Raw genomic sequence first — 24,597 nt, forward strand, 5'->3', positions numbered from 1 at the left:
CGCCAGGCCGGGCGCACGCGGCCGGGCGCGCCAGGCGGCCGAGCGCCGGGCGCTGGATGGCTCATGCCTGCGGCGGCGCATGCCAGCGCCAATGCCAGGGCTCGTAGACGATGCCGTGCGGATTGCCGCGCGGATAGCTCATCCGGTAGCCGAAGCCGGCGGCGTGCGCCTGCAGCCAGGCGAAGGCCGCGGTGCGCTCGAGGCTCTCCTCGGCCGGCGGCTCGGCCGGTGTGCCGATGTCCAGCGCGTCGCCGCTGTGGTGCTCGCTGTAGCCGGGCGCGGCATTGACCTGCAGGATCTGCTGCAGACTCTGCCCGCGCGCGGACTTGCGCGCGAAGATGCCCAGTTGGTAGGCGTGGCTGCGGTAGCCGGAGATCGCCTCCAGCACCACGCCGTCGCGCGCGGCGGCGCGCTGCAGCGCGTGCCAGGCGCGCGCGGCGCCGGCGCTCAGCCACAGCGGGCGCCGGTAACGGTCGCGGCCGGCGGCGTGCAGGGTGGCGGGTTCGGCCTGGATCGACAGGCCGGTGCCGCGCGCGTAGTCCTCGGCATCCAGGCCGAGGCCGGCCAGGCGTTCGTGCAAGGCGCTCAGCGGCAGCAGCGCGGCGGCGTCGGGTTGCCGGCGCAGGGGCAGGGCGTCGAGGCGGTCCAGTGCCGCGTCGATGCCGGGTTCGTGCATCAGCCGCGGCAGCAGCGCGTGCATGCCGTGCGCGGAGGCGACGGCGAGGTAGCGGCCGTCGCACTTGCGCCGCAGCAGCCAGGTCGCCTGCGCGAGCAGCCGCGCGTCGGCGTTGCTGCGCGCGCGCAGTAGCGCGGCCGGCAGCAGTTCGATGCACTCGGTATTGAGCAACAGGGCGGGAGCGGGGCGCATCCGCACAGGGTAGGGCTAACCGCGGTGCGCGGCCAGCCGTTGCAGATCCTGCAGCAGTTGCCGCGGCTGCTCGGGACTCAGCAGCCGCCAGCGTCCGTCGCGCAACGGCAGCGCCAGCACGCGGCTGGCGTCGGTGAGCAGGCAGAACGCGCGTGCGCCGTTGCGCATGCGGAAATGGCCGGATTGGAAGCCGGGCAGGCCATAGCCCGATGGTCTTGCGGGTCGGCGCGAATTGGCCGTGTTCGGCCAGGTCCACCACCCGCGCACGCGCCAGGTCCATCGCCACGACGTCGGTGCGCGAGGTGAACATGCTGGAGCGGACCAGCAGGGTCGCTCCATCCAGGCGGATGCCGCGGCGCAGGTACAGCAGGCTCAGCACCGTGCCGGTCGCCGGCAGCAGGATCAGGCTGGCCCAGTGCAGGCGATGGCCGCGGTCCGGGCTGGACAGGCCCACTGCCGCGACCAGCCCGGCGGCGAGCAGCAGCGGCCGCCACAGGCCGAGCAGCGGCCGGCGCCGGGCGGGGCGGCGGGGTGTCGCGGGCGGCAGGCGTGGCGCGGGAGGGAGTGTGGGGAGTGTGCATGGCGGTCACTGCTGTGCGCGGATCCACTGCGCGGTATCGGCGATCAGCTGCGGGTCGACATGGCCGGGCTGTCCGTGCTCGGCCGGCATGGCCGCGCCGCTGCCGGCGATGCCGAGGTGGTTGAGCTGCGCATAGCGGTGCAGGGGCGCGCGCGGGTCCTTGCCCAGCGCCTGCTGCCAGCGTTGCCAGTCCGGTGCGGTGACCTGGAAGTCGCGCTCACCCTGCAGCCACAGCACCGGCTGTTGCAGGGCGAGCACGGCGGCCACCGGATCGATTTTATGGAATGCACGCCAGTACGCGGCCGGCAGGTCCTGCGGCGAATCGGCGCGCGCCACGGCACCGTCCCCGCGGACCTTGGCCACGCGCCGCTCGATCCCGGCCAGGCGTGCCTTGCCCTGCGCGGACGGTATGCCTTTAGCGGTTCTGGTCGATCAGCAGATCCAGCAGTGTAGATATCAGCGCTGATTGGCACGGTCTGTCAGCGCTAAGTGACACCGATCACGAGGGCGCTGCGTGCAGCTTCCATCACGTCGCCGGTGATCGCGTTCGGACCGTTAATCCGCAAGATGCGCTCGATCTGGACGAACAGGCGGTGGAGCAAGCGGAAGTTGCCGCCGGTGATCTGCACGATGGTGGCGACCGCCTGCGCGTCTGTGAAATCCGCTTCGTCCATCGCCAGCCCGAGGTCGCGCCAACGCCGTGTCAGCACGAAGGTCAGCTCCTCATCCTGCAACGGCCGGTACTGCTGGTGGGCGAAGCCAACACGGCTGAAAAGCTGGGGGTATCGTTCTATCCGCTTTTCGATGCCCGGCATCGCGATCAGGATCAGGCCAATGCCCTGCCGGTCGAACAGGTCACACAGATATTGCAGCCCCGTGTTGGACAGGCGGTCGGCCTCGTCGACGATCAGCAATTCGACGGAATGTTTGTTGCGAGGCGAAACGATGATCCGGTCTTTGGGCCGGATATGCTGATCGATGCAGATATCGACCCGATCGATGAGGCGGGGCAGGTCCTGACGAAGCTCGCGCAGCGTGCTGCCGACTGTCGGTGTATAGAACACGGTACGTGCACGGGCGAGGTCCGCATATATCTTGAGGTCGGACGGTTGCCGCGCACCCCAGGCCATGAGCAGATCGACTGCGCCGTCCCAGCGTGCGTAGCGTCGCGCGGACAGCGTTTTGCCGACGCCGGCTGTGCCGTGACATAAGCCGATGTAGCGGTGCTTGCGGACGGCGTTGGCAAATTCGGTGAAGCGGCGATGTTCCTGCGTCGAGATGAAGCTGGCGGCGCGGGCGCTGCCGTCTGCCATCACTCGCCCTCGTAATAGGTACGGAGGCGCGGCTTGGTCCGTGTGGCCTCGGGGGCGTGGCAGATGCGGGTTTCGGCGTTGGAGTTTGTGCCGTGCCGGAACCGGTCGGCCGCAGGATCGCGGGCAAATAGTCCGCAACGCGGGCCTTCCTCTCTCCGATCTCGCTTCGCAGGCGACGGCGATAGGCAAGCCGGGCGGATCGGACATCCTTGAGCATGATGTTCAGGCCAGCATGGTCAGGACTGACGGCCCGGCACAGGAAGACGTTGCGATGGAACACCCGAACCTCGCCCACGTCACGCGGATCGTAGCGGATCGTCACCGGCTCGCCGACATAGGCGGCAAGCGTAGGATTGAAATAGCGCAGCCCCTCGAAACGGATGCCGTCGCGGTGGACGATGCGAGATTTGGCGACCATGACCAGCAGCGAGCCCAGTTCCTCCAATGTTTCCGGCATCCGCGGCAAGCCAGCCATCGCCACGCCACGCATCCACAGGCGGTACGCCGATCGCGCGGTGCGGGCGGACGTTGTAAATCGCCACGATGTAAGCGCCGATCGCGGCGTTCAGTCCCGGAAGCGTCAGGCGAGGAGGCGAAACGGGTTTGCCGTTGCGGAGATTGCCCGGCAATTCTGCCAGCAACTCCGTGTCGATGGTGCGGAACAGCCGCTCGATCTTGCCGCGCCCCTGTGGACGCGCGACGGCAGAGTAAATCAGGCGGAGACGAAGATCGGCCGCAGCCTGTTCGAGGTGGAGGCTGGTGAAATCCGATCCGTGATCGACGCACAGCACATCGGGAATGCTGCACACCGGCCATACCGGATCGGCCTGGCGCCAAATCGCCTGTCGCAGCGCAAGCGAGGTGTTGAGCGCGGATGGCGCACCGAGGAAAACCATGTAACCTGCGATCACGCGCGAATGATCGTCCAGCACGGTCGTCAGCCACGGCCGCACTTGGCGGCCGCCTGCATCAAGGACAGGATATCGAGCTGGGTGTGATCGGCTTGCCAGACCGCATTGGGACGTCCGGTGCGGTGTCGATGCACCAACTCGAACTTGTCGCGGAAGGCAGCAGCACCTTCATGTGCAAAGGTCAGCATCGCCGGATCGATCCGGCGCACGATATCGCGCACGCTGCCATAGGACGGCATTCGCCATTCCAGTTCGCCGACGATGGCGGCGAGACGGCGATGGATTGTCACGATCGATGACGGTGGTTTGATCAGCGCCATGCCCTCGACCAGTGCCACCAGTTCTTGCGGAAAGGTGCGCTTGCCGGCTTCCGGTCGGGTCGGATGCGCCAGCCCGGCCGGACCAGCAGCAGCACGGTAGCGAGCAAGCCAGCGGCGGGCGATGCGGATCGATATGCCGACATCGATCGCGGCCTTACCCAGCGGCACCGCATCATGGAGGTGCCGGCGAAGCACGGCCATCCGTTTCGCGACTTCGGCACTTCCCGGTTCTGGCTTTCAATCATCGGTCATGGTGATCTACCCGTCCGAAAGAGGATCGTTCAGCGGACGCTAGAGCGTCAACCTGCCGCGCCAGTCACCAAAGCAGCGTGATCGGCAGGAAATGCTCATTCGGCAGCAGTGCGCCGCGCGCTTCGCGAGCGCCTGTTGCCGTTGCAGGTTCTTAATCGGAAGGGGAGCGATCAGACGCTACCGATACCGTGATGCACCGTGAACAGGTGTTGATCGTCGTAGCGACGCTTGATTGCTTCAAGGCGCGCAGCATGCGCTCCCCAGAACGCCTGCCGCCAGTTTTCCTGGTGAAAGTCGCACTCGTTGACATAGGTGCCGGCGTCCGGCGCGACCTTGCGAAGTTCGCGGATCGCAGACGCGATCGCGGCCGCGCGCGATCTCGCATCCTTGTCCACTGGCAGAGGCTGACCAGGATAGGCCGCATCGGTGCTGGAAGCGATAATCGCCAGGGCGAAGGCCGACAGCATCTGCGGGTTGGTCGCCGTGTCGCGCGACGCGGCGATGGCTTCCGGCGGGGCGCCCGCCAGCCCCTTGTTGAAGTGGAAGGCGACCGACCAGTGCCGGCTTGCAGCGAACCACGCCTCGGCAAGGCCGTCCTGATTGCCGGCGTCGAGGAGGGACGCCGGCAGCCACGTCGATTGATAACCGAGCCAGTAGGCGCCGACCTGCTCGCCGTCCCCGTGCCACCAGTACGCTCCGGGCGATGCCGCGAGACGTGTGTCGCGGGAGATCGTATCCGCCGGCAGATTGCTGGCGAGCCAGTCGGCATCCCAATAACGGCGGGCCGGGACGGGGATGACGCGCAAAGGGTCTGTTTCTTCGTAATCGTCGGAGTTCGCGCGAACGAAATCCATCAAGGGGCGCCACGCCGCGTTCGCCTCCTCCAGCGTCAGCCCCTGGAAGAGCATGTCGATTTCAAGCGTGTTGGAGCGCGTCGCGCGTGCCTGTTCACCCCAATGCGGATTGCAGAGTTTGGCCTGATAATGAGCGACGAAGCGCGCCAGCAGCCGGCGATAGGCTGCGTCGGAGTTGGCACGGATCGCGACCTTTGCACCCCCGAAAAGTTCCGGGAGGTCATGGGTCTTGAGCGTCAGGCGGGTCACGACGCCGAACGTTCCCCCGCCACCGCCCTTGATCGCCCAGAAGAGGTCCGGATGCCGGACGGCATTGACGACGCGGACCTCGCCATCGGCGGTGACGATCTCCGCTTCCAGCAGGCCGCTCGCGACCGTGCCAAACCCCTTGGAGAAGCTGCCGAAACCGCCACCCTGGACGAGGCCGGCCACCCCGACCGTGGTACAGCCCCCGCCCTGCACGTAGCGTCCTCCCTCGACGGTCACGGCCTTGTACGCATCCATCCACAGGCAACCGGCTCCGAGCGAAACGGCGTGGACGGGCGGCGTGTCCGTGCCCGCCGACACGAAGGCGTCGTGCAGGCGGACGTGGTTCATCGGACGCGTCCAGATCATCAGCGAGTCAGGGGCGCTGGATGCGCCGAAATAGCTGTGGCCGCCTCCCCGAACGACGAGGCGCACACCGTGCGATCGGGCGAAGCGGACAGCGGCGGCCACGTCTGCCGCGCTTTCGGCTTTCACGACATATCTACTGGGAGCGGATCGCCAAGCGTCCAGCCACCCGGAACTTTGCGTCAGGCCAGGCTGGTCGGAAACGTAGAAGGGGTTCTCCATCAGTTTCGTGACCGCCGGATCGGTCACATCGGGGACTATGACGGGCGCAAGCCTGCCGCCGACCGCGCGGGACAACGTGCGCCATTCATCTGCCACCGGCCAATCTGGCGTTGCAGGGCCGTTCGTCTGTCGAGCCATGACGGAGCAAGGCGCGCCGATGAAGGTGACGCCGGCGAGCGCCACACCCGAGGTCAGGAAGTCTCGCCGTTTCAGCATAGAAGGCTCCGTGGCAATCCGTGGCAAAGAGATTGCTCTGGAAGGAGGATGGTCCGGCATGCATGCCAGGTGACTATAGTATCCGATCGAGAGGCTTGGGCCGGTCAGCAGCCGGGGCGGGGCAGCCAGCGGTTGCTTGGGGGCAACGGCGCGCGTACAGGGGCGAACGGCTTTCAGCGTGCAATGCTGGTGATCGCCTGCCTTCTGGCGCTGGTCTGCTTCGTCAACGTGACGACCGCGCTTGATGACGGGCAGAACCGTGGCGCGACGATGCCCCTCTGGCGAGTGCTTGCCGTCGAAGCGTCAAGCAACGTCGTTCTCCTGCTTCTCGCCCCGTCCATATATCTCGCTGTGCGGCGGGCACGGCGTTTGTCATCCTGGCACGGGATCGCGCTCCTCGCCGCCGGCAGCATACCGTTCTCGCTGGCGCATGTGGCGCTCATGACATGGGCGCGCATGGCGATCTTTGCTGCGGCCGGACAGACCTACGCCTAGTCGCGGGGGATCATTCTCTACGAGTTCCGCAAGGACGTTCTGACCTAGGTGCTGCTGGCGGGGACGTTCTGGTTCCTGACGAAACCCGATGCCGCGGTTGCCTGTCCCGAGGTCGCGACTGCTCCGGAGACGTTCGACATACAGGAGGTGCGACGCTCATCCGTACCCCGACCACAGACATTCTGGCCGCCCGGGCTGCCGATAACTATGTCGAGTTCATGCTGGCGGCCGGCCGACGACCGCTGATGCGAGTGTCATTGACCCATGTGGAAGCACGGCTGTCTTCAGCCGGCATCGTCCGCACGCATCGTTCCTGGTTGGCGAATACATGCCACGTCCGCAGCATCACGCCGGCCGGTTCGGGAGACTTCCGCCTCGATCTGGGTCACAACCTCATCGTGCCGCTCTCGCGACGCTATCCGACCGTTCTCGCGAGCCTAAAAGCCGAACCAAACGTAAGCTCCTAGGGAGCTATTGCCCTCAGCGCGGCAGGAGGTGCCATTTAGCGCTGACAGACCGTGCCCCAATCAGCTCTGATATCTACACCAGCATGCAGCGCAGGCTGTTACGCGATATGGGACAGGGCGGGCACTACGAAGGCGCAGGTGCTCACCCGTTGAGGATGACCACTGGTGTGGCCAGGTGATGGGTGCCGACGGCGATGTCGCTGCGGTAGCAACAGGGGACCTCGACGATGCAGCGTTTGCCGATCCGCACCCCCGCGGCGATCTCCACGCGCCGCCCCAGTGTCGCATGGCTGCCGATGACGGCTTCCGCGCCGATGAAGGCACCGGCGTCGATCCAGGCCGAAGCGCCGATCTTCGCCCCGTGTTCCAGGATGGCCGCTGTCCCGATCCAGGCATTGAACGCGATGTTGCAGTGCGCGCCGACGATCGATCCGGCGCCGATCATGCAGTTTTCGCCGATCCTGGCGGTGGGCGCGACCACCGCGCCACGGCAGATCAGCGGCGGCATCTTCACCCCGCGCGATTTCAGTTCGCCCATCAATTCGAGGCGGCGGAAATTGAGGAATTGCGATCCCCAGGCGACGAAGGCGGTCGCGTCGGTGGCCGCCAGCGCGGGCAGCGCTGCCAGGTCGAAGCGGTAGTCCTGGTCCTGGCCGACGTCCACCGGGTGCAGCACGGTTTGCTGCGCCGCTTCGGCCCAGGCGGCCAGCACCCACTGCAGCAGCGCCCCGGAGCCGATCAGGTATTTCTCAGAGGACATGCCGTCTCTCCATGACTCCATGTACCAGCGTTCGAACTGCATGTTGCCATGCTCGTAGTCGTCCAGCACCGCGCGCGGTGCGCCGCCCCGATTGCACGCTTTCCATGATGTCGATGTCCTCGCGCAGCACCTTCTCGGCACCTTGCAGGTGCGCCAGCAGCACCGCATCGGATGTCGCGTAGCGGTGCTTCTTGCGTGCGGTGACGTAATACACCAGAAGGTCGGTGCGCTGCGCGGACACCGGCTGGTGGTGCTCGATGATGAAGGAATAGCCGCCCGACCCCGAGGCGATGTGCAGATTCGGATACAGCAGCCAGTTCAGGTACCAGTCGTCGCTGCCGAACCGCTCGACCTTGTCGTGCCAGGCGTAGTGTGGCGGCGACAACAGGGGTTGGTCCAGCCCGCCACCGCTGAAACCGCGCAGCCGCGCCAGATGTTCCGCCTGCGAAGCGCTGCCTTGCGCGTGATAGCGGTGTGCGTCGGCGATGCTGGCCGGATCCATCTGCACTTGGAACTTCACCTGCTGGGACAGGGTGCGCGGATGCACGAAGCGTGGGTGCAGGGCGTCGCGCAGGTTCTCGTAGGCCAGCTTCCAGTTGAAGTTCGCCTCGAAGGTGGCCACCAGCACCTCGTTGTCGAAGTGCTCCGACGCCCTCCGCAGCATGTCCAGCGCCGGCAGCGAGAACTGCGTTTGGAGCGGCATCGGATCGGCGGAAAGATTCACGAACACCAGGTTGCCGATGCAGGCCACCGCAAAGCGCTTGAGCCGCAGGCAGGCGCGCGCGTCCGGCGGCAGGCGGCAGGCGGTAGGCCTCGTCGTGGAACGGGATGTTGTCGACGCCGCCGTCGGCGCCGTAGCGCCAGCCGTGGTAGCCGCACAGCAGCGGCCGCACGCCTTGCGCTTGCTGCTGCAGCGGGTTCTGCCGATGCAGGCACAGGTTGTCGAACGCGCGCAGTTCGCCGTCGAAGTTCTGCACCACCACGTCCACCCCGTACACCGAGCGCCGCACGAAGGCGTTGGGCTTGTCCAGCAGCATGCGCGGGGCGGCGAACTGCCACAGCGGCCGCATCAGGCACTCGCGCTCGCGGGCGAACCATGCCTCGTCGATGTAGGCCGCAGCCGGGATCAGCGAATGCATGGGCGGCGTCCCTCGGTTCGCGCTTGGCCGACTGCGGCAACCGGCACCGGCGAACTCGGGCGGCAAGGCGGGTTCGGCTTCGGCGCGAGGCGGCATGGCCCGGTGAGCGATGCCGCCGTGGCCGTGCGCGCAGAGGCATGCGGATGCCGGCTGCGCCACGCGGTGCGTGCCGATCGGCATGCACGCGCGGTGGTGCGTTCTTTCATGGCGGCGTCCCAGGCTGGTGCGATGAAGATAGCATCCCGATATTCGGTTGCCAGCGGGGCAGCCGCCGGCATCGGCGGCGGCGTGCGGCCGGTAGAATGGCGTCCTCTCTCCTTCGCGCAGGCGCCGCCGCCATGACTACCCTGGGAACCCCGCTGTCCGCTTCCGCCATCCGCGTGCTGCTGCTGGGCTCGGGCGAACTGGGCAAGGAGGTCGCGATCGAACTGCAGCGCTTCGGCGTGGAGGTGATCGCCGCCGACCGCTACGCCGATGCGCCGGCGATGCAGGTGGCGCACCGTTCGCACGTGCTGGACATGCTCGATGCGATGGCGCTGCGCGAGCTGATCGCACGCGAGCAGCCGCACCTGATCGTGCCGGAGATCGAGGCCATCCACACCGAGACGCTGGTGGCGCTGGAGCGCGAGCACGGCCAGCGGGTGATCCCGACCGCGCGCGCGGCGCGGCTGACCATGGACCGCGAGGGCATCCGCCGCCTGGCCGCGGAGACGCTGGGCCTGCCGACCTCGCCGTACCGCTTCGTCGATACGCCGGAGGAGTACTGCGCCGCGATCGCCGCGGTCGGCCTGCCATGCGTGGTCAAGCCGGTGATGTCGTCCTCGGGCAAGGGCCAGAGCACGCTGCGCAGCGAAGCGGACATCGACCCGGCCTGGGAATACGCGCAGACCGGCGGCCGCGCCGGCGCCGGCCGCTGCATCGTCGAAGGCTTCATCGACTTTGACTACGAGATCACCCTGCTGACCGTGCGCCATGCCGCCGGCACGTCGTTCTGCGATCCGATCGGGCATTGGCAGAAGGACGGCGACTACCGCGAGAGCTGGCAGCCGCAGCCGATGTCGGCGCTGGCGCTGCAGCGGGCGCAGGACATCGCGCGCGCGGTCACCGACGACCTCGGCGGCTGGGGCCTGTTCGGCGTGGAACTGTTCGTCAAGGGCGACGCGGTGTGGTTCAGCGAAGTCTCGCCGCGGCCGCACGACACCGGGCTGGTCACCCTGGTCTCGCAGGAACTGAGCGAATTCGCGCTGCATGCGCGCGCGATCCTGGGCCTGCCGATCCCGGTCATCCGCCAGAGCGGGCCGTCGGCCTCGTGCGCGCTGCTGGCGCATGGCGAAGGCGTGCCGCTGTTCGGCAACGTCGCCGCCGCGTTGCAGATGCCGGACACCGCGCTGCGCCTGTTCGGCAAGCCCAGCGTGCACGGCCACCGCCGCGTCGGCGTGACCCTGGCGCGCGGCGCCGGCATCGAGGAGGCGCGGCGGATCGCCCGCGATGCCGCTGCGGCGCTGAGCATCGAACTGAATGCTTGAATCGTGGAAGGAGTGGAGAACGCAGAATCCGGACGCGGCCCGTTCCGACTCCATACTCCCGATTTCCCATTCCTAGCCTTCAAGCCGGCGGCGCGAACCGCGCTGCGGCCAGGCGGATGCTCCACACCAGTTCCACCATCGCCAGGTTGTTGCGCCGCGTCCCGCCGCCGAGCGCCAGCCGATCGCTGGCGCCCTCGACGCAGAACGGCACGCACGACCAATCCGGCAGCAGCAGGTGCGTTGCGCTGTAAGAACGCCACATCGCGCCGTGCACCGCTCCAGTCGCGCGCGCTGCCGCTGGGCCAGGCCGGCGAAGTCGGCCGCCGCCACGCGCAGCACCGAGCGCGGAGCGTTGCCATCGCCGCGAAGCATCCTGCCTGCAGTCCACTGGCCTCCGAGTCGCGTAACCCGGGATCCGCGAATCGGCAGTGAGACGCTTCCGGCTTTTGTCGAATGCCTTGGACAGACGCATCCAACTCCTTCGCCACGTCTTCCGTGGAAAGCGCCCTCCCCATCCGGCCGCTGTAGAGCACCGTGACCTGCCCCGGGCTGTCTGCCTCCACCTGTTCAACCAACGCTCCCAACTTCTCGCGGGTGTCGTAGGCAGCCGGTTGTTTGCGCAGCAGCTCGGCTGCTTGATCAGCTGTCAGTGGCGCGCTCACAGGACGCACTCCTCAGCCATATGCAAGGTAATGGCGTAATCGGTATCAACCGAAAAAACCCGGCCATCCTCGTCAGCCAACAACGCCTGCTTCAAGTCATCCAGGATCGCCTGTTTGCGCTCTTTCAAAGCCGGCGGCAAACCATTGCTGCCGTTGAGGAAGACCAGCCGCCAATGCGACCAACCAGGATTCCCAGGCTTGCCATCACCACCCAACAAGTCCGGCCGGATCGTTAGCGGGGTTCCTTTCCAATAAAACGTCCACTAGCTCTCGTGGCGAAACGCTTCTTCACGTCCGCGCGCGAGGATACGGAGGTAGATATCGCGCTCACGGTCGATGGTCCACTGACGTGAGATGTTCCCCCGTTGAACTACGCGTCAATCTCCGCCAAGTGGTATCTGGCCGCATCCTGCGGCGAGATGGATTCATTGACGAACGGCATGATGTCTTCTCCGATAGTCATTCGACTGCCATTGCGATGCTGCTTGAATTTCCGCCGTGATCGCCATTCGGAAAACGGTGGCCTCGTCGTCCATCGGCCTGATGCCGGGGTGCTCCTTGTCGCTCATGGCGGTGCTCCTTGCATGTCTCAGTAGGCGTGGGTCCAGACTTGGATCAGGGCGTTTCGATGGCAACGTCGGGGATTGCCTGGGTCATGGGGTTGCTTGGTCGTGACATGCGCCCGCATGTACACGCCGATCCTGCGGTCGTTGACTTCCATCAGAATGTCCACCCCCCATCGGCTCGCCCTCCAGGCCGCCAACCATCCTTCCGGAATGTCCTGCTTGTCTGCCGCGTCGAGGCCGGCCGTCGCCACTGCGCCGCCGCGCGCGCCGAATGCCGCCAGCGGCCTCCGCTTCACGGCGCCGCGGCCACGTCCACCCACACCAGGTGATGATCGCTGCCGTCGGCGATCGCTGCGGCCGGCGTGCTGGAGGCAGGCCAGAACACGCCGCCGTCCAGGTAGCGGAAGCCGTTGGAGGGCAGCACGTAGTCCAGGCGCATCGCCCCGGCCTTCGGCCCGAAGTCGCCGGTGACTTGCTGCGGTGGGCCGCGATGGGCAATGCCATGTCCGGCATAGGCGCGCGCGGCCTCTTCGCCGCCGGCACTGCGCGGGGCCGGGTAGCGCAGCACGCGGGGATGTTCGAGCAGGGCGCGGATCGCGTCGTGGCGGCCTTCGCCGTCGATCGGATCGTTGTTGAGGTCGCCGAGGATCACGAAGCGCGCGTCGGCGGCCAGGCCGCCGCAGCGGCCGGCGTCGTCGCACAGCCAGTCGGCGCTGCCGGCGCCGCCGAGATAGTCGCGCCACAGCCGCAGTTCGTCGTGGTTGCGCGCCGCGTTGCGCTTCTCCGCGCCGTCGAACACCGGCGGCGTGGGATGCGCGACCAGCGCGTGGACCACGCCCAGCGGGGTGCGGACCGGGACGTCCCAGTGCGACTTCGATGACAGCCGCAACTGCGGCCACACCGCGTCACCGTAGAAACCACGGCCGCTGGCTGGATCGGTCGGGCGCAGCGCGCCGGGCATCGCGCTCCACTTCAGCAGGCGGAAGCTGCGCACCGCGGCGGCATCGATCGGGTACCTGGACAGCAGCAGCATGCCGTACTGGCCGGGATGCAGGCCGTAGCCCCAGGCGTCGTTGCCGTGCGCGCGGCCCGCGCCGCCGACGTTGCCGTCGTTGTCCAGGTCCAGGCCGCTGGGCACGCCGGTGTTCACCGCCGCCAGGTAGCGGTACGGATAGCGTAATGCGCCGCCGCCGCCGGGCTGCGCCACTTCCAGATAGCGTTGCTGGAACAGGTCGGCCGCGCGCTGCACGTCGTCGTAGTCGAACTCGTTGAGCAGCACCAGGTCCGGGCGCACCTGCTGCAGCACCGCGGCGATCTTGCGCGCATGCGCGCTGTCGCCCTGCAGTTCGGCGATCAGCCCGCCAGCCTGGTCCGAGTACAGCGAGGTGTTGTAGGTGGCCAGGCGCAGCGCCGCAGCGGGTGCGGCACTGGTCGGGGTGGGGCCGTTGCGCGCGCAGGCGCCGCACAGCAGGGTCAGGGCAAGCAGCAGGGCGCGTGGGTTCATGCGTGCATTTTCGCACGTGGCGCGTGTCCGGACGATGGCGGGGCGGCTTGGTCCGGCCGACCGAGTCCGGCCACCGCTGCATTCGCTACTTCCACAGACCGCCTTCCTGCATCATGCCCAATGATGCTTGTTGGACAGGCATGCATCGCGTGTGGCGTGGAACGCCTGCGCACAGTAGTCGACCATCGATGTGTCCGTCACCTGTGCGCCCATGTCCGCTTCTTTCCGGTAGTCGAGCAGCGCCCGCTGCAGTGCCGGCTGCAAGGCGCCGAAGAATGCCTCGTCCATGGAGGCATTGCTCATGTAGGTGCCTGGGTATCCGGTGTAGATGCCGTTCTGCAGGCATTTCTGGGCGAAGACGCTGCCATGCTTCTGCGAAGGCAGGATGACGTCGAACATGGTGCCGCTTCCGAGGACGAGTGCAGGTACGCGGTGATGTTCGAAGGAAACCTGGAACTGCCTCTTGAGCGTTGAGCCGTTTTCGGCGAGGCGGGCCATGATGTCTGCTTCCTCGAAGAGTTCCTGGGTCAGGTTGCCGGCCACGAACGCCCGATTCTCGCGCAGATAGGTATTGCCTAGATAAGCCCTGTCGGCTCCCGCCATGGCATCGTCGGTGCCGACGACCGCGGAAAGGCCGGTGCCCTGCGCGATCCCTTTGGCCAGCGCGATGAGATCGGCCTTCACGCCATGCTGCCGGCAATAGCCGCCCTTGGCGTAACGGAGTCCGCACAGCACCTCGTCGACGATCAGCAGTGCTCCATGCGATTTTGCCATTCCGGAGATCTCCTGGAGCAGTTGCGGAGGAAAGATCGAGGGTTCGGGCGTGAAGAAAATGCCTGTGACTCTCCCCGTGTTTTCGGCAAGCTGTTGCGCCAGGATGGCAGGATCGTACTGGAAATCCAGGATGTGCCGGTCCTGGGCCGGCGGATCCTCGGACTAGGGGCGTTGCTGGAACAGGTCGTGCCAGCCGTGGAAGCCGGCGGTCAGAACCACCGGCCGTCCGGTCCGATGGCGGGCGATCCGCACCGCTGCCTCGGTCGCGCAGGATCCGGTTCTGAGAAAGAACACCCGTGGGGTGTCGGGAAACATCGCCGAGATTCTTCCGGCGAGCCGCTGGCGTTGCGCACTCACCGGCGATGGCAGGACGTCGGTTTCCTGCTCCATGGCCCGGGCGAGCCTGGACTTGAAGACGGCGTGGTTGCTGCCCAGGGGTGAAGCGCCACTGCATGAGGTCATGTCCAGGTAGAGGTTGCCATCGATGTCTTCGGCCACCGACCCTTCGGCGGAACGGAAGATGATGGAGGACCTGGCTTCGCGCTCCCATTCGGCCAGGTATCCGGCAGTGCTGCGATCTGACATTTGGATTTCCTCTATTCGAGCGACTGGGCCATTCGCCTGGCGTTGGCCATGATGGTGTGTGTCGGATTGCTGTTTCCCGGGAGGTTCATGACCGAGCCATCCATTACATAGATGTTGGCGGATCCATGGACTTTGCCGCAACGGTTCACCACGGAGGTCGAGGGGTCGGGTCCGGCGCGCATCGTGCCGTGCAGGTGGGCGCGCCCTTTTCTGTTGAGGAAAAGTTCTCGCTCGATGCGCGATGCGCCCATGCTGCGCAGGATGTCATCGGCACGGTCGGCGAGAAAGGTGATGCGCGCGCAGTCGTTTTCGGAGTTTCCATAGTCGAAGCGGATGTAAGGAACGCCGCAGGCATCGATCGCGTCGTCGAGCACGACGCGATTGTGCGACCAAGGTTCTTCGCCCGCGATGTAATGCAGGCGCACAAGGCCGACGTTCTTGCCGGGGGAGGCATAATTCGACTCGTAGATGAGTCCCCCGAACCCGCATGGTGCGTCGCCATGTTCGTAGAAATCATCGGTGTACACGGTCGCGTGCGGCCCCCAGTGCGCGGCGAATGCGCCACGGGTGGCGTTCGAGGACGCCATGAGACCCACGGAGTGGCCGCTGATCTTGAACGACAGACCCCGGCCGACAAGGCCGGATTCGTTGCCGATTCCCTTCGGCGCATGTCTGCTCTTGGAGCGAAGCATCAGTGCCGCCGTCTGTATCGCATTGGCGCAGACGACGACCTTTTCCACGGGAATCCGAATCAGCTCCGATGAAAGCGGCACATAGCATTCGAGCGCGTCGGCACGGCCATCGCTGCGGATCTCGATGCGGTTGGCGAAGCAGCCGTACAGAACCGAGATGCTTCCCGGCATGGTGGAATCGTCCAGGATGTTTCTCGCAAGCACGGATGCTCTTGCGTCGGTCGGGCATGCCAGTTCGTCGCACGCTGAACACCGGACGCACCCCTTGCTGGTTCCTGGTGGACGGATCGCGAGCGGGACACTTTTCGATCCGATGCCAATTTCCTGCATCGCGTTGCGCAACATCAGCCCGCGCGGACTGGCCGGATACGACGAGAAGCCATTGGTGCCGCTGATCTCCAGAAGCTGCTCGATCTCCGAGTAATAGGGTTCCAGATCCTGAATCGTAATGGGCCAATCGAGTTCCATGTCCGTCGTCAGATACCGGGAGACGGCCAGATCCGCTTGCCGGTATCGGAACATGATGGCGTCATAGAACTGCTGCCGCCACCGACGCAGCACGCTGTCCAGGGATTGCCGTCGGCGAGGCCGTTGGAAGTGAACGCATTGCTGTAGGCCGCTTGATAAGGCCTGAGCATGGTGCCGGGGGAAACCACGCCTCCATATTCCAGGACGGCCACATGGTAGCCTTTCTCCGCAAGTGTTCGGGCCACGATCGATCCCGATGGCCCTGAGCCAACCACAACCACGTCGAAGCGCGAGTACTCAGGACATGCTGCTGCAATGTGTCTGATGTCCGTCATGAACATTCCTCTCCTGCTGGGTGGAAGGTGGGGGCGGCCAGTGCGTCGTGCGCGCGACGCAGGCGAGGAGGTGCTTGGTGCGGGCCACGTAGCGCGGCACCACGACGCCCGCCAGGTCGTTGGCGGGGTAGCGGTAGCTGATGCACAGGCCGTTGTGGGTGCGCATGATCCACAGGCATACTTCGTCGGGATCCATGCTGCGGCTGCGCAGGGCGACGGTTTGCCACCTGGCCCAGTTGCGAGCGCCGGCGACGAGGCGCAGGTCCATGTACGAGATCATGAACGGGTCGCGAAGCGGCTGGCCGAGCAGTTCCATCACGCGCGACATCGGGACCTGGGCCAGTTCCTTCACCCCCTTGAGGCCGGCGACCGCGGAACGCACCGCCTCGTCGAAAGCGTCGGCCGCCTCGAAAGGGAAGGCGACCGGTCCCATTCCGACATACCAGCCGATGGAAGACCGCCGGGCGCCTGTGTGCGTGTGGAACGGGACCATGGTGCGAAATTCGTGCGAGCCGGCGATTTCGCGGCTGGCCCTGGCAAAGCAGGCGAGCAGGCCGGAGAAGGAGTCGCCGCCGGCATCGCGGCAGACCCGTTCGAACGCGCGCGCGGCGGACGCGTCCAGCAGTTCGATGTATCCGCCTGGCTGCGCGTCGGCGCCGCCATCGGCATTGCTCACCGTGACCGGGAATGGCGGCAGGCGGCCGCCACCCGCGCTGACGAAGCGTTGCCAGCAGACGATGGCGGGATGCTGGGCGGTCAGTGCGTCGGCGGCGGTGCGTTCGGCCTCCGCGAAATCCAGATAACTCGGCGCGGGCGGAAGCGGCAGGACGGACCCCTCGGCGGCGCGCGCCGCCGCGTACAGCGTGTGGATCTCGTAGGGGATCTGGAAGACCGAGTAACCGTCCATCAGGGTGTGATCGGCGGCGACACAGACGGTGGTCGCTTCGGCGCGGCTGATGGTGGCGAAGAGGTATCCCGGCCAGGCCAGGGGGCCGGCCTCACGGTCGAACAGATCCTCCCAGATACCGGACCAGCGCCCCGCTGTCCGTGAACGCTCCAGCCGCGCTGGGATGGATGTCGACGGTTGCCGCTGGCAACGTCATGCGCCGCAGACCGCCGTCCGCTGCCGAGCGCGAGGCAACCGCGAGGTGGCTGCGCAGGATCTCGTGACGATCTATCCAGCTGCGCAGTGCCGCGGCGAAGGCGTGCGCGTCCAGTTCGGCGGGCAGATCGAATGCACAGCCCAGCCAGGAGGGCGGCAGGGCGCCCTTGTCGGCCTCCTCGATCACGTACCGGATGGTCGCTTCCTGGACATGGGAGGCACGCCGCGGGTCGCTTGCCCATTGGGCTGCGGACATCGGCGGGCCACAAACCCGCCAGACGGTGAGATGGCCTGCAGAAAGACGCAGTGATGGCAGATCGGTGATCTTCATAATGAGTCGGATGACGGTTCATCTGTGGAGAATGGAAGCGGCGGCCGTGGGCGACTGTTCGAGATGAGCCTCGGCGAGCTGCGGCGTGCGCACGGCCCACAGGGGAGAGGTGATGATCCATCCGGCGGCTGTGGCCATCAGCGCGCCGCTGAGCAGCAGCGTGGTCCTGGGCCCCAGCCATGTTCCACAGGCGCCGCCCAGCAGGGCGCCCAAGGGCGCCAGGCCCCAGACCACGGTGCGGATGCTCGCGTTCACCCGGCCGTGCAATTCCATTGGCGCCAAGGCGTAGCGGATCGGGACTTGGTGGACGTTGTAGACCTGCTGCCCGGCCCAGATCAGGAACTGCGACAGCCCGAGCGCCAACCACCCCGCTGCATGCAATACCGGGTTGAGCACCGCGCCGACAGCGCTCGTCAGCAGCGCGGCGACGAGCACGCGGCCCAGGCCCAGTACCCGCGCAGCCGGGCGCGCGATCAGCGCGCCCACGACGCTTCCTACCGCCGCGATGCCGGTGACTGCGCCGATCGCGGCGGCGGTCAGTCCCAGGTCCTGCGTCAGGTAGAGCATGAAGACAGCGGAATAGGCGCTGTAGCAGAAGATGAACGTGCCGGTCGCGAAGGTCGCCGCGCGCAGCCGGGAGGTGCGAAGCGTGAACAACGCGCCCTCGACCGCTTCACCGAGGAGGCGGCCGCCTGTGCTGCCGGTCCGTTCGCCGGTTCGGCGATCTCTGTGGTCGGTCGAGGCCGAGGTGTTTCTTGCCGACCGCATCGCCACGTACGGGAGCAGCGCCATGGCGAGCAGAAACGAAGCCGAGTCGGCCAGTATCGCGACGGGTGCAGAGAAGGTGGCGATCAACCAGCCCGCGAGCGGCAGGCCCAATACCAGCGCTGCCGACTGGCCCAGTTCCAGTCTGCTCTGCGCCTGTACCAGTTGCCGGGGCCGCACGACGGTTGGTATGCAGGCCAGGAAGGCGATGTCGGCGATCACCGCGGCGGTGCCTATCAAGGTGGCGACGGCGTACAGATGAGGCATGCCGATGTGTCCGGTCGGCAACGCCGCCAGCGGCAACGTGGCCAGGGTGAGCGCCATCGTCGCGTTCGCCGTGATCAGCAGAAGCCAGTGCGGGAATCGGTCGACGAGCACTCCCGCGAGCAGGCCCAGCAGCAGATAGGGCGCCCGTCCACAGGCGAGCAGGACGCCGGTTTCAAATGGTTCTGCGTCGTTCAATTCGATCGCGATCAAGGGTAGCGCCAGGATGGTCACCTGGGAGCCGATGACGGACAGCGACTGGCCCGCAAGAAGAAGGTGGAAGCTGCGCGGTAGCGACCGTTGGGCTGCAGCGCTCGAATCGGGGGTCATTTCGCGGACCCGCGATTCGGCGCCGACAGGCTGTATCCCAGGTTCTCCAATTCCTTCCCGGCGATGCGTTCGAACGCATCGATCTGGCTTGGCGTGAGATCCTGCAGGTATCGCCCATTGCGCGAGGTGTACAGCGGTTTGCCTGCCGCCTCCGCCGCGGGATGGCCCCTGGGGGTGTCGAACAGCGTGTGCGAATAGTCGGTGTTGTGCAGGACCGCCTCGTGCCACGGGACGCCGAGGTGATCCAGGATTCGCTCGATGGTTGCGCGCGGGTGGGTGACCAAATCTTCGTAGCGCACTTCCAGATAGCGGCCTTCAGGCGCAGTCAGGCGCGGCCCGGCGACGACTTCCAGCCAGCCACGCGCGGCATCCGCGACGGTCCGGTAACCCCAATCGGGAACTGTCTTGAAATGGGAAGCGGTCAGATCGCGACCGTCGCGGATGAGATGGACGAAATGCGCGTGCGGCCAGATCGCGGCGTACTTGCCGATATCCTTGATCTTGCGCTGAAGCTTCAGGCCCCAGCGTCGGGCTCCGGTCCGTCTGCGTTGAAATTCACCGATGCAGTCGATGACCAGGCAGCGCTCTTCCAAGGTGGTCAGATTGCTGCGGCGCTCTGCCATCAGACCGGCCACCAGGGTGCGGACGTCGTCGCGGCCAAGACCGAAACGCTCGCACTGCAGGACGAAGTGCATGCCGTCATACCACTCCGGGTCGATGGACTCCTTGGTCGTGCCGGTCACCCGTGCATCGCCACGATCCATCAGGTCGCACGCCGCGACAACGTGCGGGCCGAGGTCGACAGGCTCTATGAAATCGATCTCCGGACCGACGACCAGATCGGGATGCGAATCGAGCAGGATACTGATGAAGTGTGGTACCGGAACGGTTCTCGCCTCCGAGCAGAACAGGGCTCGAGGAAAGAGCGACGGGGCCGGGCATAACGCCTCCTGTCTGATGCGGTGATACCGGTTATAGCACCGGCATTTCTCCCGTTTCGTAGACGCTTGGTGCAGCGTGGATGCCCAACACGCTGATGAAGCAACGACATCACGGAGTGTCGTCGATTCTCGCGATCGCCGCATTGCCGATGGTCCTCTGCAGGCGGAACCTCGCGCCATGATCGGCATCTTTCCGGGTTCGCTCGCGCGCTGTCATCAACCGGTAAACCAAAATCCCATTGGCATCGCCGCGCAGGGCTGGATCGTTCGGCGTTCGGCGCACTGGTATGGCGCGCCGCGGCTGTCGGTTCGCGCCGGATGCAGGCGGCGCCGAGCGCGGAGGCGACCCCGGCGCGCGCATCATGCGCTTGGCCGACGCCACCTCGAACTCGGTGCGGCTGAGCATGCCGTCCTGATCGGTGTCGGCCGCGACGGACCAGGCATCACGATGCTGCCTGACGCGCAATTTGCGATCGGCGATCGACGAAGTCGTCTTTGTCGACGTCCATCGCCGCGAAGCGCACGGCCAACGTCGGATCGGTCTGCGACTGGGCGTAGCGGATGCGGCCGTCGTGGTCGCTGTCCAGCTTGGCCAGCGCGGCGCCGCCGCGCATGCCGCGCTCGCCGTGACGATGGCGATGCGGGAACGCGTCCGCGGTCAGCTTGCCATCGTGGTTCCTGCCGAGCCGGCCGAAGCGCTCGGCCAGGTGCGGGCTGGCGGCAGCCCCGCCGCGCTCGACGCCGCGGTCGCCATTCCTGCCCAATGCGGCGAAGCCGCCGGCGGCGGCCGGTGCGGTTGAATCCACAGGTGGCGAATCGGCGGCATGGGCGGTGCTGGACAGCACGGGGAGCATGGCCAGGGCGAACAGTGGATTGCGGCGATTCATGGAAGATTCCGTGAGACGGTGCAGGAACAGCGGCCAAGGCACTGCTGGCATAGCGCAGACGCACGGCAGCCACCGGCGCAGCGCAACCGGCCACACCAAGCGGGCGGGGCCGGCAGCGCCTTGGTGATCGTCGACGTCCCGCGGCGGGAGGAGCCAGGCGAATTCATGCGGCGGACAGGACAGTCGCGGCCGATGCGATTGCAAAGCACTATGCTCTTGCCATGGCCACCCCTACCGACGCCAGCGACGACCTGCGGCTGTTCCAGACCGGCCAGCACGCATGCGGCTACTGGCCGGACCGGCAGGCGCGCGATCTGGTGCTGGATCCGCACGATCCGCGCCTGAGTGCGCTGTATCCGCTGGCCCTGGGCTGGGGCTTCCGCCGCTCCGGCGCCCTGGTCTACCGGCCGCACTGCGACAGCTGCCGCGCCTGCGTGGCGGTGCGCATCCCGGTCGCCGATTTCGTGCCCGACCGCAGCCAGCGCCGCTGCCTGGCGCGCAACGTCGACATCGATACACGCATCGTCGCCGCCGAACGCAGCGACGAGCAGTTGGCGCTGTACCGGCGCTACCTGCGCACCCGCCACCCCGGCGGCGGCATGGACGACCATGGTGCGCACGAGTTCGACCAGTTCCTGATCGGCGACTGGTCGCAGGGACGCTTCCTGGAGTTGCGCCAGCGCACTGCAGACGGCCGGCGCGGACCATTGCTGGGCGTGGCGGTCACCGACATCACCGAACAGGCGTTGTCGGCGGTGTACACCTTCTATGCGCCGGAGGCCGCCGGTCGCGGCCTGGGCACGCTGGCGATCCTGCGCCAGATCGAATGGGCTAGGCGCGAAAGGCTGGCCCATCTGTACCTGGGTTACTGGATCCGTGGCCACCGGAAGATGGATTACAAGCGCCGCTTCCGGCCACTGCAGGCGTACGACGGCCGCCGCTGGCGCGACGTCGAGGACGATGCCGCGCGTCTTGGCGAACCGGGCAGGGCAGGCTGTTGAAATGCCCAAGCCGCAGTCGAACTCCCTTGCTTCTCCAGGCCGAGCCCAGCCATGCGCAGATCAGTTGCCGCGCTGCGCCGGCTGCACCCGCACCCGCACGTCGTCGTTGCCGGCATCCGCTGCCGGCTGCGGCACGTGCGCCGGCGCCGTGATCGGCGCCGGCGCCGGGTTGCTGCGATGACGCAGCACGGTCACCAGCGTCACCGCGCCGATCGCCAGCAGCAGCGCGACGCGGATCCGCCACGCCCAGCGCTTGCCGGTGTCCGGCACCGCCTGCGAGCGGAACTCGCTCAGGTACGGCAGCGTCTGCGCCGGGTCGTTGCGGGTGCTGTCGATCAGGCCCGATTCGCGCAGCAGGGCGCGCGCGCGCGGCTGGTCGTCGGCATGCACCACCCACACCGTGGGCTGCGCCTGTGCCGCCGCCGGCTCGATGTAGCTGAACTGGCCGCTGCGCCGGCTGCGGTAGGAGCGGCCGTTGCTCAGCCGCACCTCGATGCCTTGCTCGCGCAGCAGCCTGGCCACGCCCTCGGCGGTTTCCACGCGCTGACTGCTGAAGATCTGCCGCATCGTCGTCGCCTCAGCGCTTGACCGGGACCTGCGCCGCGGCGCAGGCGTCGGGCACCACGCGGATCAGGCCCTCCTGCGCGGTGCTGGCCACCAGCACCCCGTCGCGGGTGAAGAACTGGCCGCGCGCCAGCCCGCGCGCGCCCTGCGCGCTGGGGCTGTCCAGCGCGTACAGCAGCCAGTCGTCGGCGCGGAACGGGCGGTGGAACCACAACGCGTGGTCGAGCGAGGCCATCTGCACGTTCGGCGTGTAGTAGCTGATGCCGTGTGGGAAGGTCGCGGTGCCGAGCAGGTGGAAATCCGAGGCGTAGGCCAGCAGTGCCTGGTGCAGTTCCGGCGCATCGCCCACCGGCTCGCTCAGGCGCAGCCACATCTGCTGGAACGGCAGGCGCTTGGGCGGGTTCAACTCGTCGCGCGGGTACACGTGGCGGAATTCGAACGGGCCGCCGCGCGCGAGCCAGCGCTGCACCTTGGTCGGCAGCGTCGCCAGCACCTCCGGGCGCGCCGCCTGGGTCGGCTCGATGTCCTCCGGCTGCGGCACTTCCGGCATCTTCAGCTGGTGCGTGGCGCCGTCTTCCTGCTCCTGGAACGAGGCGGCGCAGAAGAAGATCACCTGGCCGTGCTGGATCGCGGTGACCCGGCGCACCGAGAAGCTGCCGCCGTCGCGGGTGCGGTCCACGTCGTAGACGATGGGGTGGTCGATGTCGCCGGCACGCAGGAAATAGGCGTGCAGCGAATGCACGCGGCGCCCGTTGTCCACCGTCGCCTGCGCCGCCGACAGCGCCTGGCCCAGCACCTGCCCGCCGAACACGTACTTGGTGCCGATGTCGCGGCTCTGGCCGCGGAACAGGTTGTCCTCCAGCCGTTCCAGCGACAGCAGTTCGATCAGTTCGGACACGACGGGGGCGGGCGGCTTGGCGGACAAGAGGCGGGCCTGGGCGAGGACTGCCTGCGATTATAGCGGGCCGCCTGCGGCACTCAGCGCTTGCCCAGCCGCGCCACCAGCGCGTGCAGCGCGGCTTGGGTGTCCGGTGCCTGCCAGCCGTCGACGAAGCGCTCGAGCTGGATGTGTTCGTCGGCCAGCGCCCTGCGCAGGTCGGCACGGGCGATCGCGCGGGTCTGCAGCATCGGCTGCCTCGGCCGCTGCAGCAGTTCCTGCAGCCAGGCCACCGCGCGCGCGACCACCAGTTCGGCGTCGGCCAGTTCGTCAACCAGGCCGATCTGCAGCGCGTGTTCGGCGCTGACCAGTTCGCCGGCGACCAGCAGCCGCTCGGCGCGGTGCGCGCCGACCACGCGCCGCAGCAGGCGCTGGATGCCTTCCGGCGCGACCAGCCCGACCTGGGTCTCGTTGAGCCCGATCGTGACCGGATGCGAAGGATCGGGGCTGCGCGCCATCACCCGGTAGTCGCAGCACAGCGCCAGCACGCAGCCGCCGGCGGGCGCATGCCCGGTCAGCGCCGCCGCCGCCGGGATGGCGCTGTCGGCCAGCGCACGCGCCGCGCCGAAGAACGCCTGCCAGCTGTCGAGCAGCTTGGCGCGGTCGTTGCCGTGCCCGAGCAGGTGCGGCACGTCCATGCCGGCGGAGAAGATGCGCTCGTTGCCGGACAGCAGCAGCGCATGCACCGCGTCGGCCTGCGCCTGCGCGATGGCCGCGGCCAGTTCGCAGCACAGGGCGGTGTCGAGCGCGTTGACCGGCGCGCGCACCAGGCGCAGCTGGCGGATGGGGCCGTGGTCGAGGATCTGGATCAGCGAAGTCATGCGAGGCATCCGAAAGCAACGGGTCGCGGGAGCGCTATCATAGAGCCATGAAACTCAAACCATCCGCGTACTTACGGGGGCTGGCCGTCGGGCTGGCGTGCTTGGCCGTGTCGGTGCCGGGGGCCGCCTTTGCGGCGCCTGCGGCGGCCAAGGCCGATCGCTGCTTGCCGCAATGGCAGGCCGGCTGGGTTCGGCTGCCGCCGAACGCGGCGATGCCGATGGCCGCCGGTTTCGGCCGCCTGCACAACCCGTGCAAGCAGGCGCTGGAGGTGGTGTCGGCGCGCAGCCCGGCGTTCGCCGACGTGAGCCTGCACCAGACCACGCAGGTGGACGGGGTCAGTAAGATGCGCGAAATCGAGCGCCTGCCGCTGGCGGCCGGCGCCGACGCCGTCCTGCAGCCCGGCGGCCTGCACCTGATGCTGATGCAGCCGGCGCAGCCGCTGCGCGAGGGCGCCCGCTTGCCGATCAGCTTCGTGTTGGAGGACGGGCGCGAAGTGCAGGGCGAGTTGAAGGTGGGGGCGGCAAAGCCTTAG

31 protein-coding genes and 2 pseudogenes are annotated in these 24,597 nt (G+C 67.3%); 5 read left to right on the plus strand and 28 right to left on the minus strand.

The features are described from left to right. Positions 1–61: 61 nt before the first annotated feature. The 7 genes and pseudogenes from G4Q83_RS00905 to G4Q83_RS00930 form a co-directional block, all read right to left on the minus strand. Positions 62–868, minus strand: a complete 807-nt coding sequence (locus G4Q83_RS00905; protein WP_128420284.1) for a M15 family metallopeptidase — start codon at positions 866–868, stop codon at positions 62–64. 15 nt (positions 869–883) lie between these two features. Beyond that, positions 884–1,036 carry a hypothetical protein gene (locus G4Q83_RS22810; protein WP_246432223.1) on the minus strand — a complete coding sequence of 51 codons (153 nt, stop codon included), beginning with the start codon at positions 1,034–1,036 and terminating at the stop codon, positions 884–886. Between the two features lie 418 nt (positions 1,037–1,454). Continuing rightward, positions 1,455–1,811: an alpha/beta hydrolase gene (locus G4Q83_RS00915; protein ID WP_246432224.1), complete on the minus strand. Its 357-nt coding sequence runs from the start codon at positions 1,809–1,811 to the stop codon at positions 1,455–1,457. A 122-nt stretch (positions 1,812–1,933) separates the two neighbouring features. Continuing rightward, complete coding sequence (locus tag G4Q83_RS00920) at positions 1,934–2,761, minus strand: AAA family ATPase (RefSeq protein WP_128420283.1); 828 nt, start codon at positions 2,759–2,761, stop codon at positions 1,934–1,936. 310 nt (positions 2,762–3,071) lie between these two features. Continuing rightward, positions 3,072–3,251 (minus strand): annotated as a pseudogene (locus tag G4Q83_RS24360) (Mu transposase C-terminal domain-containing protein); the annotation flags it as partial. Positions 3,252–3,698: 447 nt separating this feature from the next. Continuing rightward, entirely contained in the window at positions 3,699–4,193 is a 495-nt protein-coding gene (locus G4Q83_RS22425) for a leucine zipper domain-containing protein (RefSeq protein WP_211288300.1), read from the minus strand. 221 nt (positions 4,194–4,414) lie between these two features. Beyond that, positions 4,415–6,148 carry an FAD-binding protein gene (locus G4Q83_RS00930; RefSeq protein ID WP_128420282.1) on the minus strand — a complete coding sequence of 578 codons (1,734 nt, stop codon included), beginning with the start codon at positions 6,146–6,148 and terminating at the stop codon, positions 4,415–4,417. A 183-nt stretch (positions 6,149–6,331) separates the two neighbouring features. Between G4Q83_RS00930 and G4Q83_RS00935 the strand changes: the two genes are divergently transcribed. Both G4Q83_RS00935 and G4Q83_RS00940 read left to right on the plus strand, forming a co-directional pair. Further along, positions 6,332–6,643 (plus strand): hypothetical protein, encoded by a 312-nt coding sequence (locus G4Q83_RS00935; protein WP_128420281.1) that lies wholly within the window; start codon positions 6,332–6,334, stop codon positions 6,641–6,643. Beyond that, positions 6,595–7,110 carry a LytTR family DNA-binding domain-containing protein gene (locus G4Q83_RS00940; protein ID WP_128420280.1) on the plus strand — a complete coding sequence of 172 codons (516 nt, stop codon included), beginning with the start codon at positions 6,595–6,597 and terminating at the stop codon, positions 7,108–7,110. The genes G4Q83_RS00935 and G4Q83_RS00940 overlap by 49 nt, the downstream gene beginning before the upstream one ends. 142 nt (positions 7,111–7,252) lie before the next feature. Here the strand turns inward: G4Q83_RS00940 and G4Q83_RS00945 are convergent, their stop codons facing one another. The 3 genes and pseudogenes from G4Q83_RS00945 to G4Q83_RS24190 all read right to left on the minus strand — a co-directional run. Beyond that, entirely contained in the window at positions 7,253–7,870 is a 618-nt protein-coding gene (locus tag G4Q83_RS00945; RefSeq protein ID WP_128420279.1) for a DapH/DapD/GlmU-related protein, read from the minus strand. Further along, positions 7,860–8,594: an RHO alpha subunit C-terminal catalytic domain-containing protein gene (locus G4Q83_RS22815; RefSeq protein WP_246432225.1), complete on the minus strand. Its 735-nt coding sequence runs from the start codon at positions 8,592–8,594 to the stop codon at positions 7,860–7,862. The genes G4Q83_RS00945 and G4Q83_RS22815 overlap by 11 nt, the downstream gene beginning before the upstream one ends. Positions 8,595–8,742: 148 nt before the next feature. Beyond that, positions 8,743–9,189 (minus strand): annotated as a pseudogene (locus tag G4Q83_RS24190) (Rieske 2Fe-2S domain-containing protein); the annotation flags it as partial. A 158-nt stretch (positions 9,190–9,347) separates the two neighbouring features. Between G4Q83_RS24190 and purT the strand changes: the two are divergent. Further along, positions 9,348–10,535, plus strand: a complete 1,188-nt coding sequence (purT, locus tag G4Q83_RS00960; RefSeq protein ID WP_128420278.1) for a formate-dependent phosphoribosylglycinamide formyltransferase — start codon at positions 9,348–9,350, stop codon at positions 10,533–10,535. A 79-nt stretch (positions 10,536–10,614) separates the two neighbouring features. Here the strand turns inward: purT and G4Q83_RS00965 are convergent, their stop codons facing one another. From G4Q83_RS00965 to G4Q83_RS01020, 15 genes are all read right to left on the minus strand, one after another. Continuing rightward, positions 10,615–10,797 carry a hypothetical protein gene (locus G4Q83_RS00965; RefSeq protein WP_246432226.1) on the minus strand — a complete coding sequence of 61 codons (183 nt, stop codon included), beginning with the start codon at positions 10,795–10,797 and terminating at the stop codon, positions 10,615–10,617. Positions 10,798–11,193: 396 nt separating this feature from the next. After that, positions 11,194–11,415, minus strand: coding sequence for a hypothetical protein (locus G4Q83_RS22825; protein ID WP_246432227.1), 222 nt, complete (start codon positions 11,413–11,415; stop codon positions 11,194–11,196). Positions 11,416–11,622: 207 nt separating this feature from the next. Further along, the gene (locus G4Q83_RS00975; RefSeq protein WP_158255015.1) at positions 11,623–11,766 is read right to left on the minus strand and encodes a hypothetical protein; all 144 of its coding nucleotides are present in this window, start codon (positions 11,764–11,766) and stop codon (positions 11,623–11,625) included. A 20-nt stretch (positions 11,767–11,786) separates the two neighbouring features. Then, complete coding sequence (locus tag G4Q83_RS00980; protein ID WP_158255014.1) at positions 11,787–12,059, minus strand: hypothetical protein; 273 nt, start codon at positions 12,057–12,059, stop codon at positions 11,787–11,789. Continuing rightward, complete coding sequence (locus G4Q83_RS00985; RefSeq protein ID WP_128420277.1) at positions 12,056–13,267, minus strand: endonuclease/exonuclease/phosphatase family protein; 1,212 nt, start codon at positions 13,265–13,267, stop codon at positions 12,056–12,058. Before G4Q83_RS00985 ends, G4Q83_RS00980 begins: the two co-directional genes overlap by 4 nt. 111 nt (positions 13,268–13,378) lie before the next feature. Further along, entirely contained in the window at positions 13,379–14,041 is a 663-nt protein-coding gene (locus G4Q83_RS22430; RefSeq protein ID WP_211288299.1) for an aminotransferase class III-fold pyridoxal phosphate-dependent enzyme, read from the minus strand. A gap of 162 nt (positions 14,042–14,203) precedes the next feature. Further along, complete coding sequence (locus tag G4Q83_RS22435) at positions 14,204–14,626, minus strand: aminotransferase class III-fold pyridoxal phosphate-dependent enzyme (RefSeq protein WP_211288298.1); 423 nt, start codon at positions 14,624–14,626, stop codon at positions 14,204–14,206. Positions 14,627–14,637: 11 nt separating this feature from the next. Beyond that, complete coding sequence (locus tag G4Q83_RS00995) at positions 14,638–15,879, minus strand: GMC oxidoreductase (protein ID WP_246432228.1); 1,242 nt, start codon at positions 15,877–15,879, stop codon at positions 14,638–14,640. Beyond that, entirely contained in the window at positions 15,795–16,127 is a 333-nt protein-coding gene (locus tag G4Q83_RS24195) for an NAD(P)-binding protein (protein ID WP_343068395.1), read from the minus strand. The genes G4Q83_RS00995 and G4Q83_RS24195 overlap by 85 nt, the downstream gene beginning before the upstream one ends. Continuing rightward, positions 16,084–17,193, minus strand: a complete 1,110-nt coding sequence (locus G4Q83_RS22445) for a condensation domain-containing protein (RefSeq protein WP_343068479.1) — start codon at positions 17,191–17,193, stop codon at positions 16,084–16,086. The genes G4Q83_RS24195 and G4Q83_RS22445 overlap by 44 nt, the downstream gene beginning before the upstream one ends. Then, positions 17,120–17,554 (minus strand): condensation domain-containing protein, encoded by a 435-nt coding sequence (locus G4Q83_RS22450; protein WP_211288295.1) that lies wholly within the window; start codon positions 17,552–17,554, stop codon positions 17,120–17,122. Before G4Q83_RS22450 ends, G4Q83_RS22445 begins: the two co-directional genes overlap by 74 nt. 18 nt (positions 17,555–17,572) lie before the next feature. Beyond that, positions 17,573–18,796 (minus strand): MFS transporter, encoded by a 1,224-nt coding sequence (locus G4Q83_RS01005; protein WP_246432229.1) that lies wholly within the window; start codon positions 18,794–18,796, stop codon positions 17,573–17,575. A gap of 113 nt (positions 18,797–18,909) precedes the next feature. Continuing rightward, positions 18,910–20,043 carry a sulfotransferase gene (locus G4Q83_RS01010; protein ID WP_343068396.1) on the minus strand — a complete coding sequence of 378 codons (1,134 nt, stop codon included), beginning with the start codon at positions 20,041–20,043 and terminating at the stop codon, positions 18,910–18,912. After that, on the minus strand, positions 19,964–20,320 hold the full coding sequence (locus G4Q83_RS01015) for a hypothetical protein (RefSeq protein WP_128420275.1): 357 nt from the start codon (positions 20,318–20,320) through the stop codon (positions 19,964–19,966). The genes G4Q83_RS01010 and G4Q83_RS01015 overlap by 80 nt, the downstream gene beginning before the upstream one ends. Next, entirely contained in the window at positions 20,298–20,783 is a 486-nt protein-coding gene (locus tag G4Q83_RS01020) for an EF-hand domain-containing protein (RefSeq protein ID WP_185817314.1), read from the minus strand. Before G4Q83_RS01020 ends, G4Q83_RS01015 begins: the two co-directional genes overlap by 23 nt. Before the next feature lie 179 nt (positions 20,784–20,962). Here G4Q83_RS01020 and G4Q83_RS01025 point away from each other — a divergent pair, with 179 nt between their 5' ends. Further along, positions 20,963–21,742 (plus strand): arginyltransferase, encoded by a 780-nt coding sequence (locus G4Q83_RS01025; RefSeq protein ID WP_128420273.1) that lies wholly within the window; start codon positions 20,963–20,965, stop codon positions 21,740–21,742. Between the two features lie 60 nt (positions 21,743–21,802). On the opposite strand, the gene G4Q83_RS01030 is transcribed toward G4Q83_RS01025, so the two are convergent. From G4Q83_RS01030 to G4Q83_RS01040, 3 genes are read right to left on the minus strand one after another with little or no spacing between them, the layout of a single operon-like run. Beyond that, complete coding sequence (locus G4Q83_RS01030) at positions 21,803–22,309, minus strand: putative signal transducing protein (RefSeq protein WP_128420272.1); 507 nt, start codon at positions 22,307–22,309, stop codon at positions 21,803–21,805. Positions 22,310–22,319: 10 nt separating this feature from the next. After that, positions 22,320–23,231, minus strand: a complete 912-nt coding sequence (gene tesB, locus G4Q83_RS01035; protein ID WP_128420271.1) for an acyl-CoA thioesterase II — start codon at positions 23,229–23,231, stop codon at positions 22,320–22,322. A 53-nt stretch (positions 23,232–23,284) separates the two neighbouring features. Beyond that, positions 23,285–24,064 carry an enoyl-CoA hydratase/isomerase family protein gene (locus tag G4Q83_RS01040; protein ID WP_128420270.1) on the minus strand — a complete coding sequence of 260 codons (780 nt, stop codon included), beginning with the start codon at positions 24,062–24,064 and terminating at the stop codon, positions 23,285–23,287. Positions 24,065–24,111: 47 nt separating this feature from the next. On the opposite strand from G4Q83_RS01040, the gene G4Q83_RS01045 reads away from it, so the two are divergent. Then, complete coding sequence (locus G4Q83_RS01045; protein WP_128420269.1) at positions 24,112–24,597, plus strand: copper chaperone PCu(A)C; 486 nt, start codon at positions 24,112–24,114, stop codon at positions 24,595–24,597.

Source organism: Xanthomonas theicola, assembly GCF_014236795.1.
Classification (GTDB): domain Bacteria; phylum Pseudomonadota; class Gammaproteobacteria; order Xanthomonadales; family Xanthomonadaceae; genus Xanthomonas_A; species Xanthomonas_A theicola.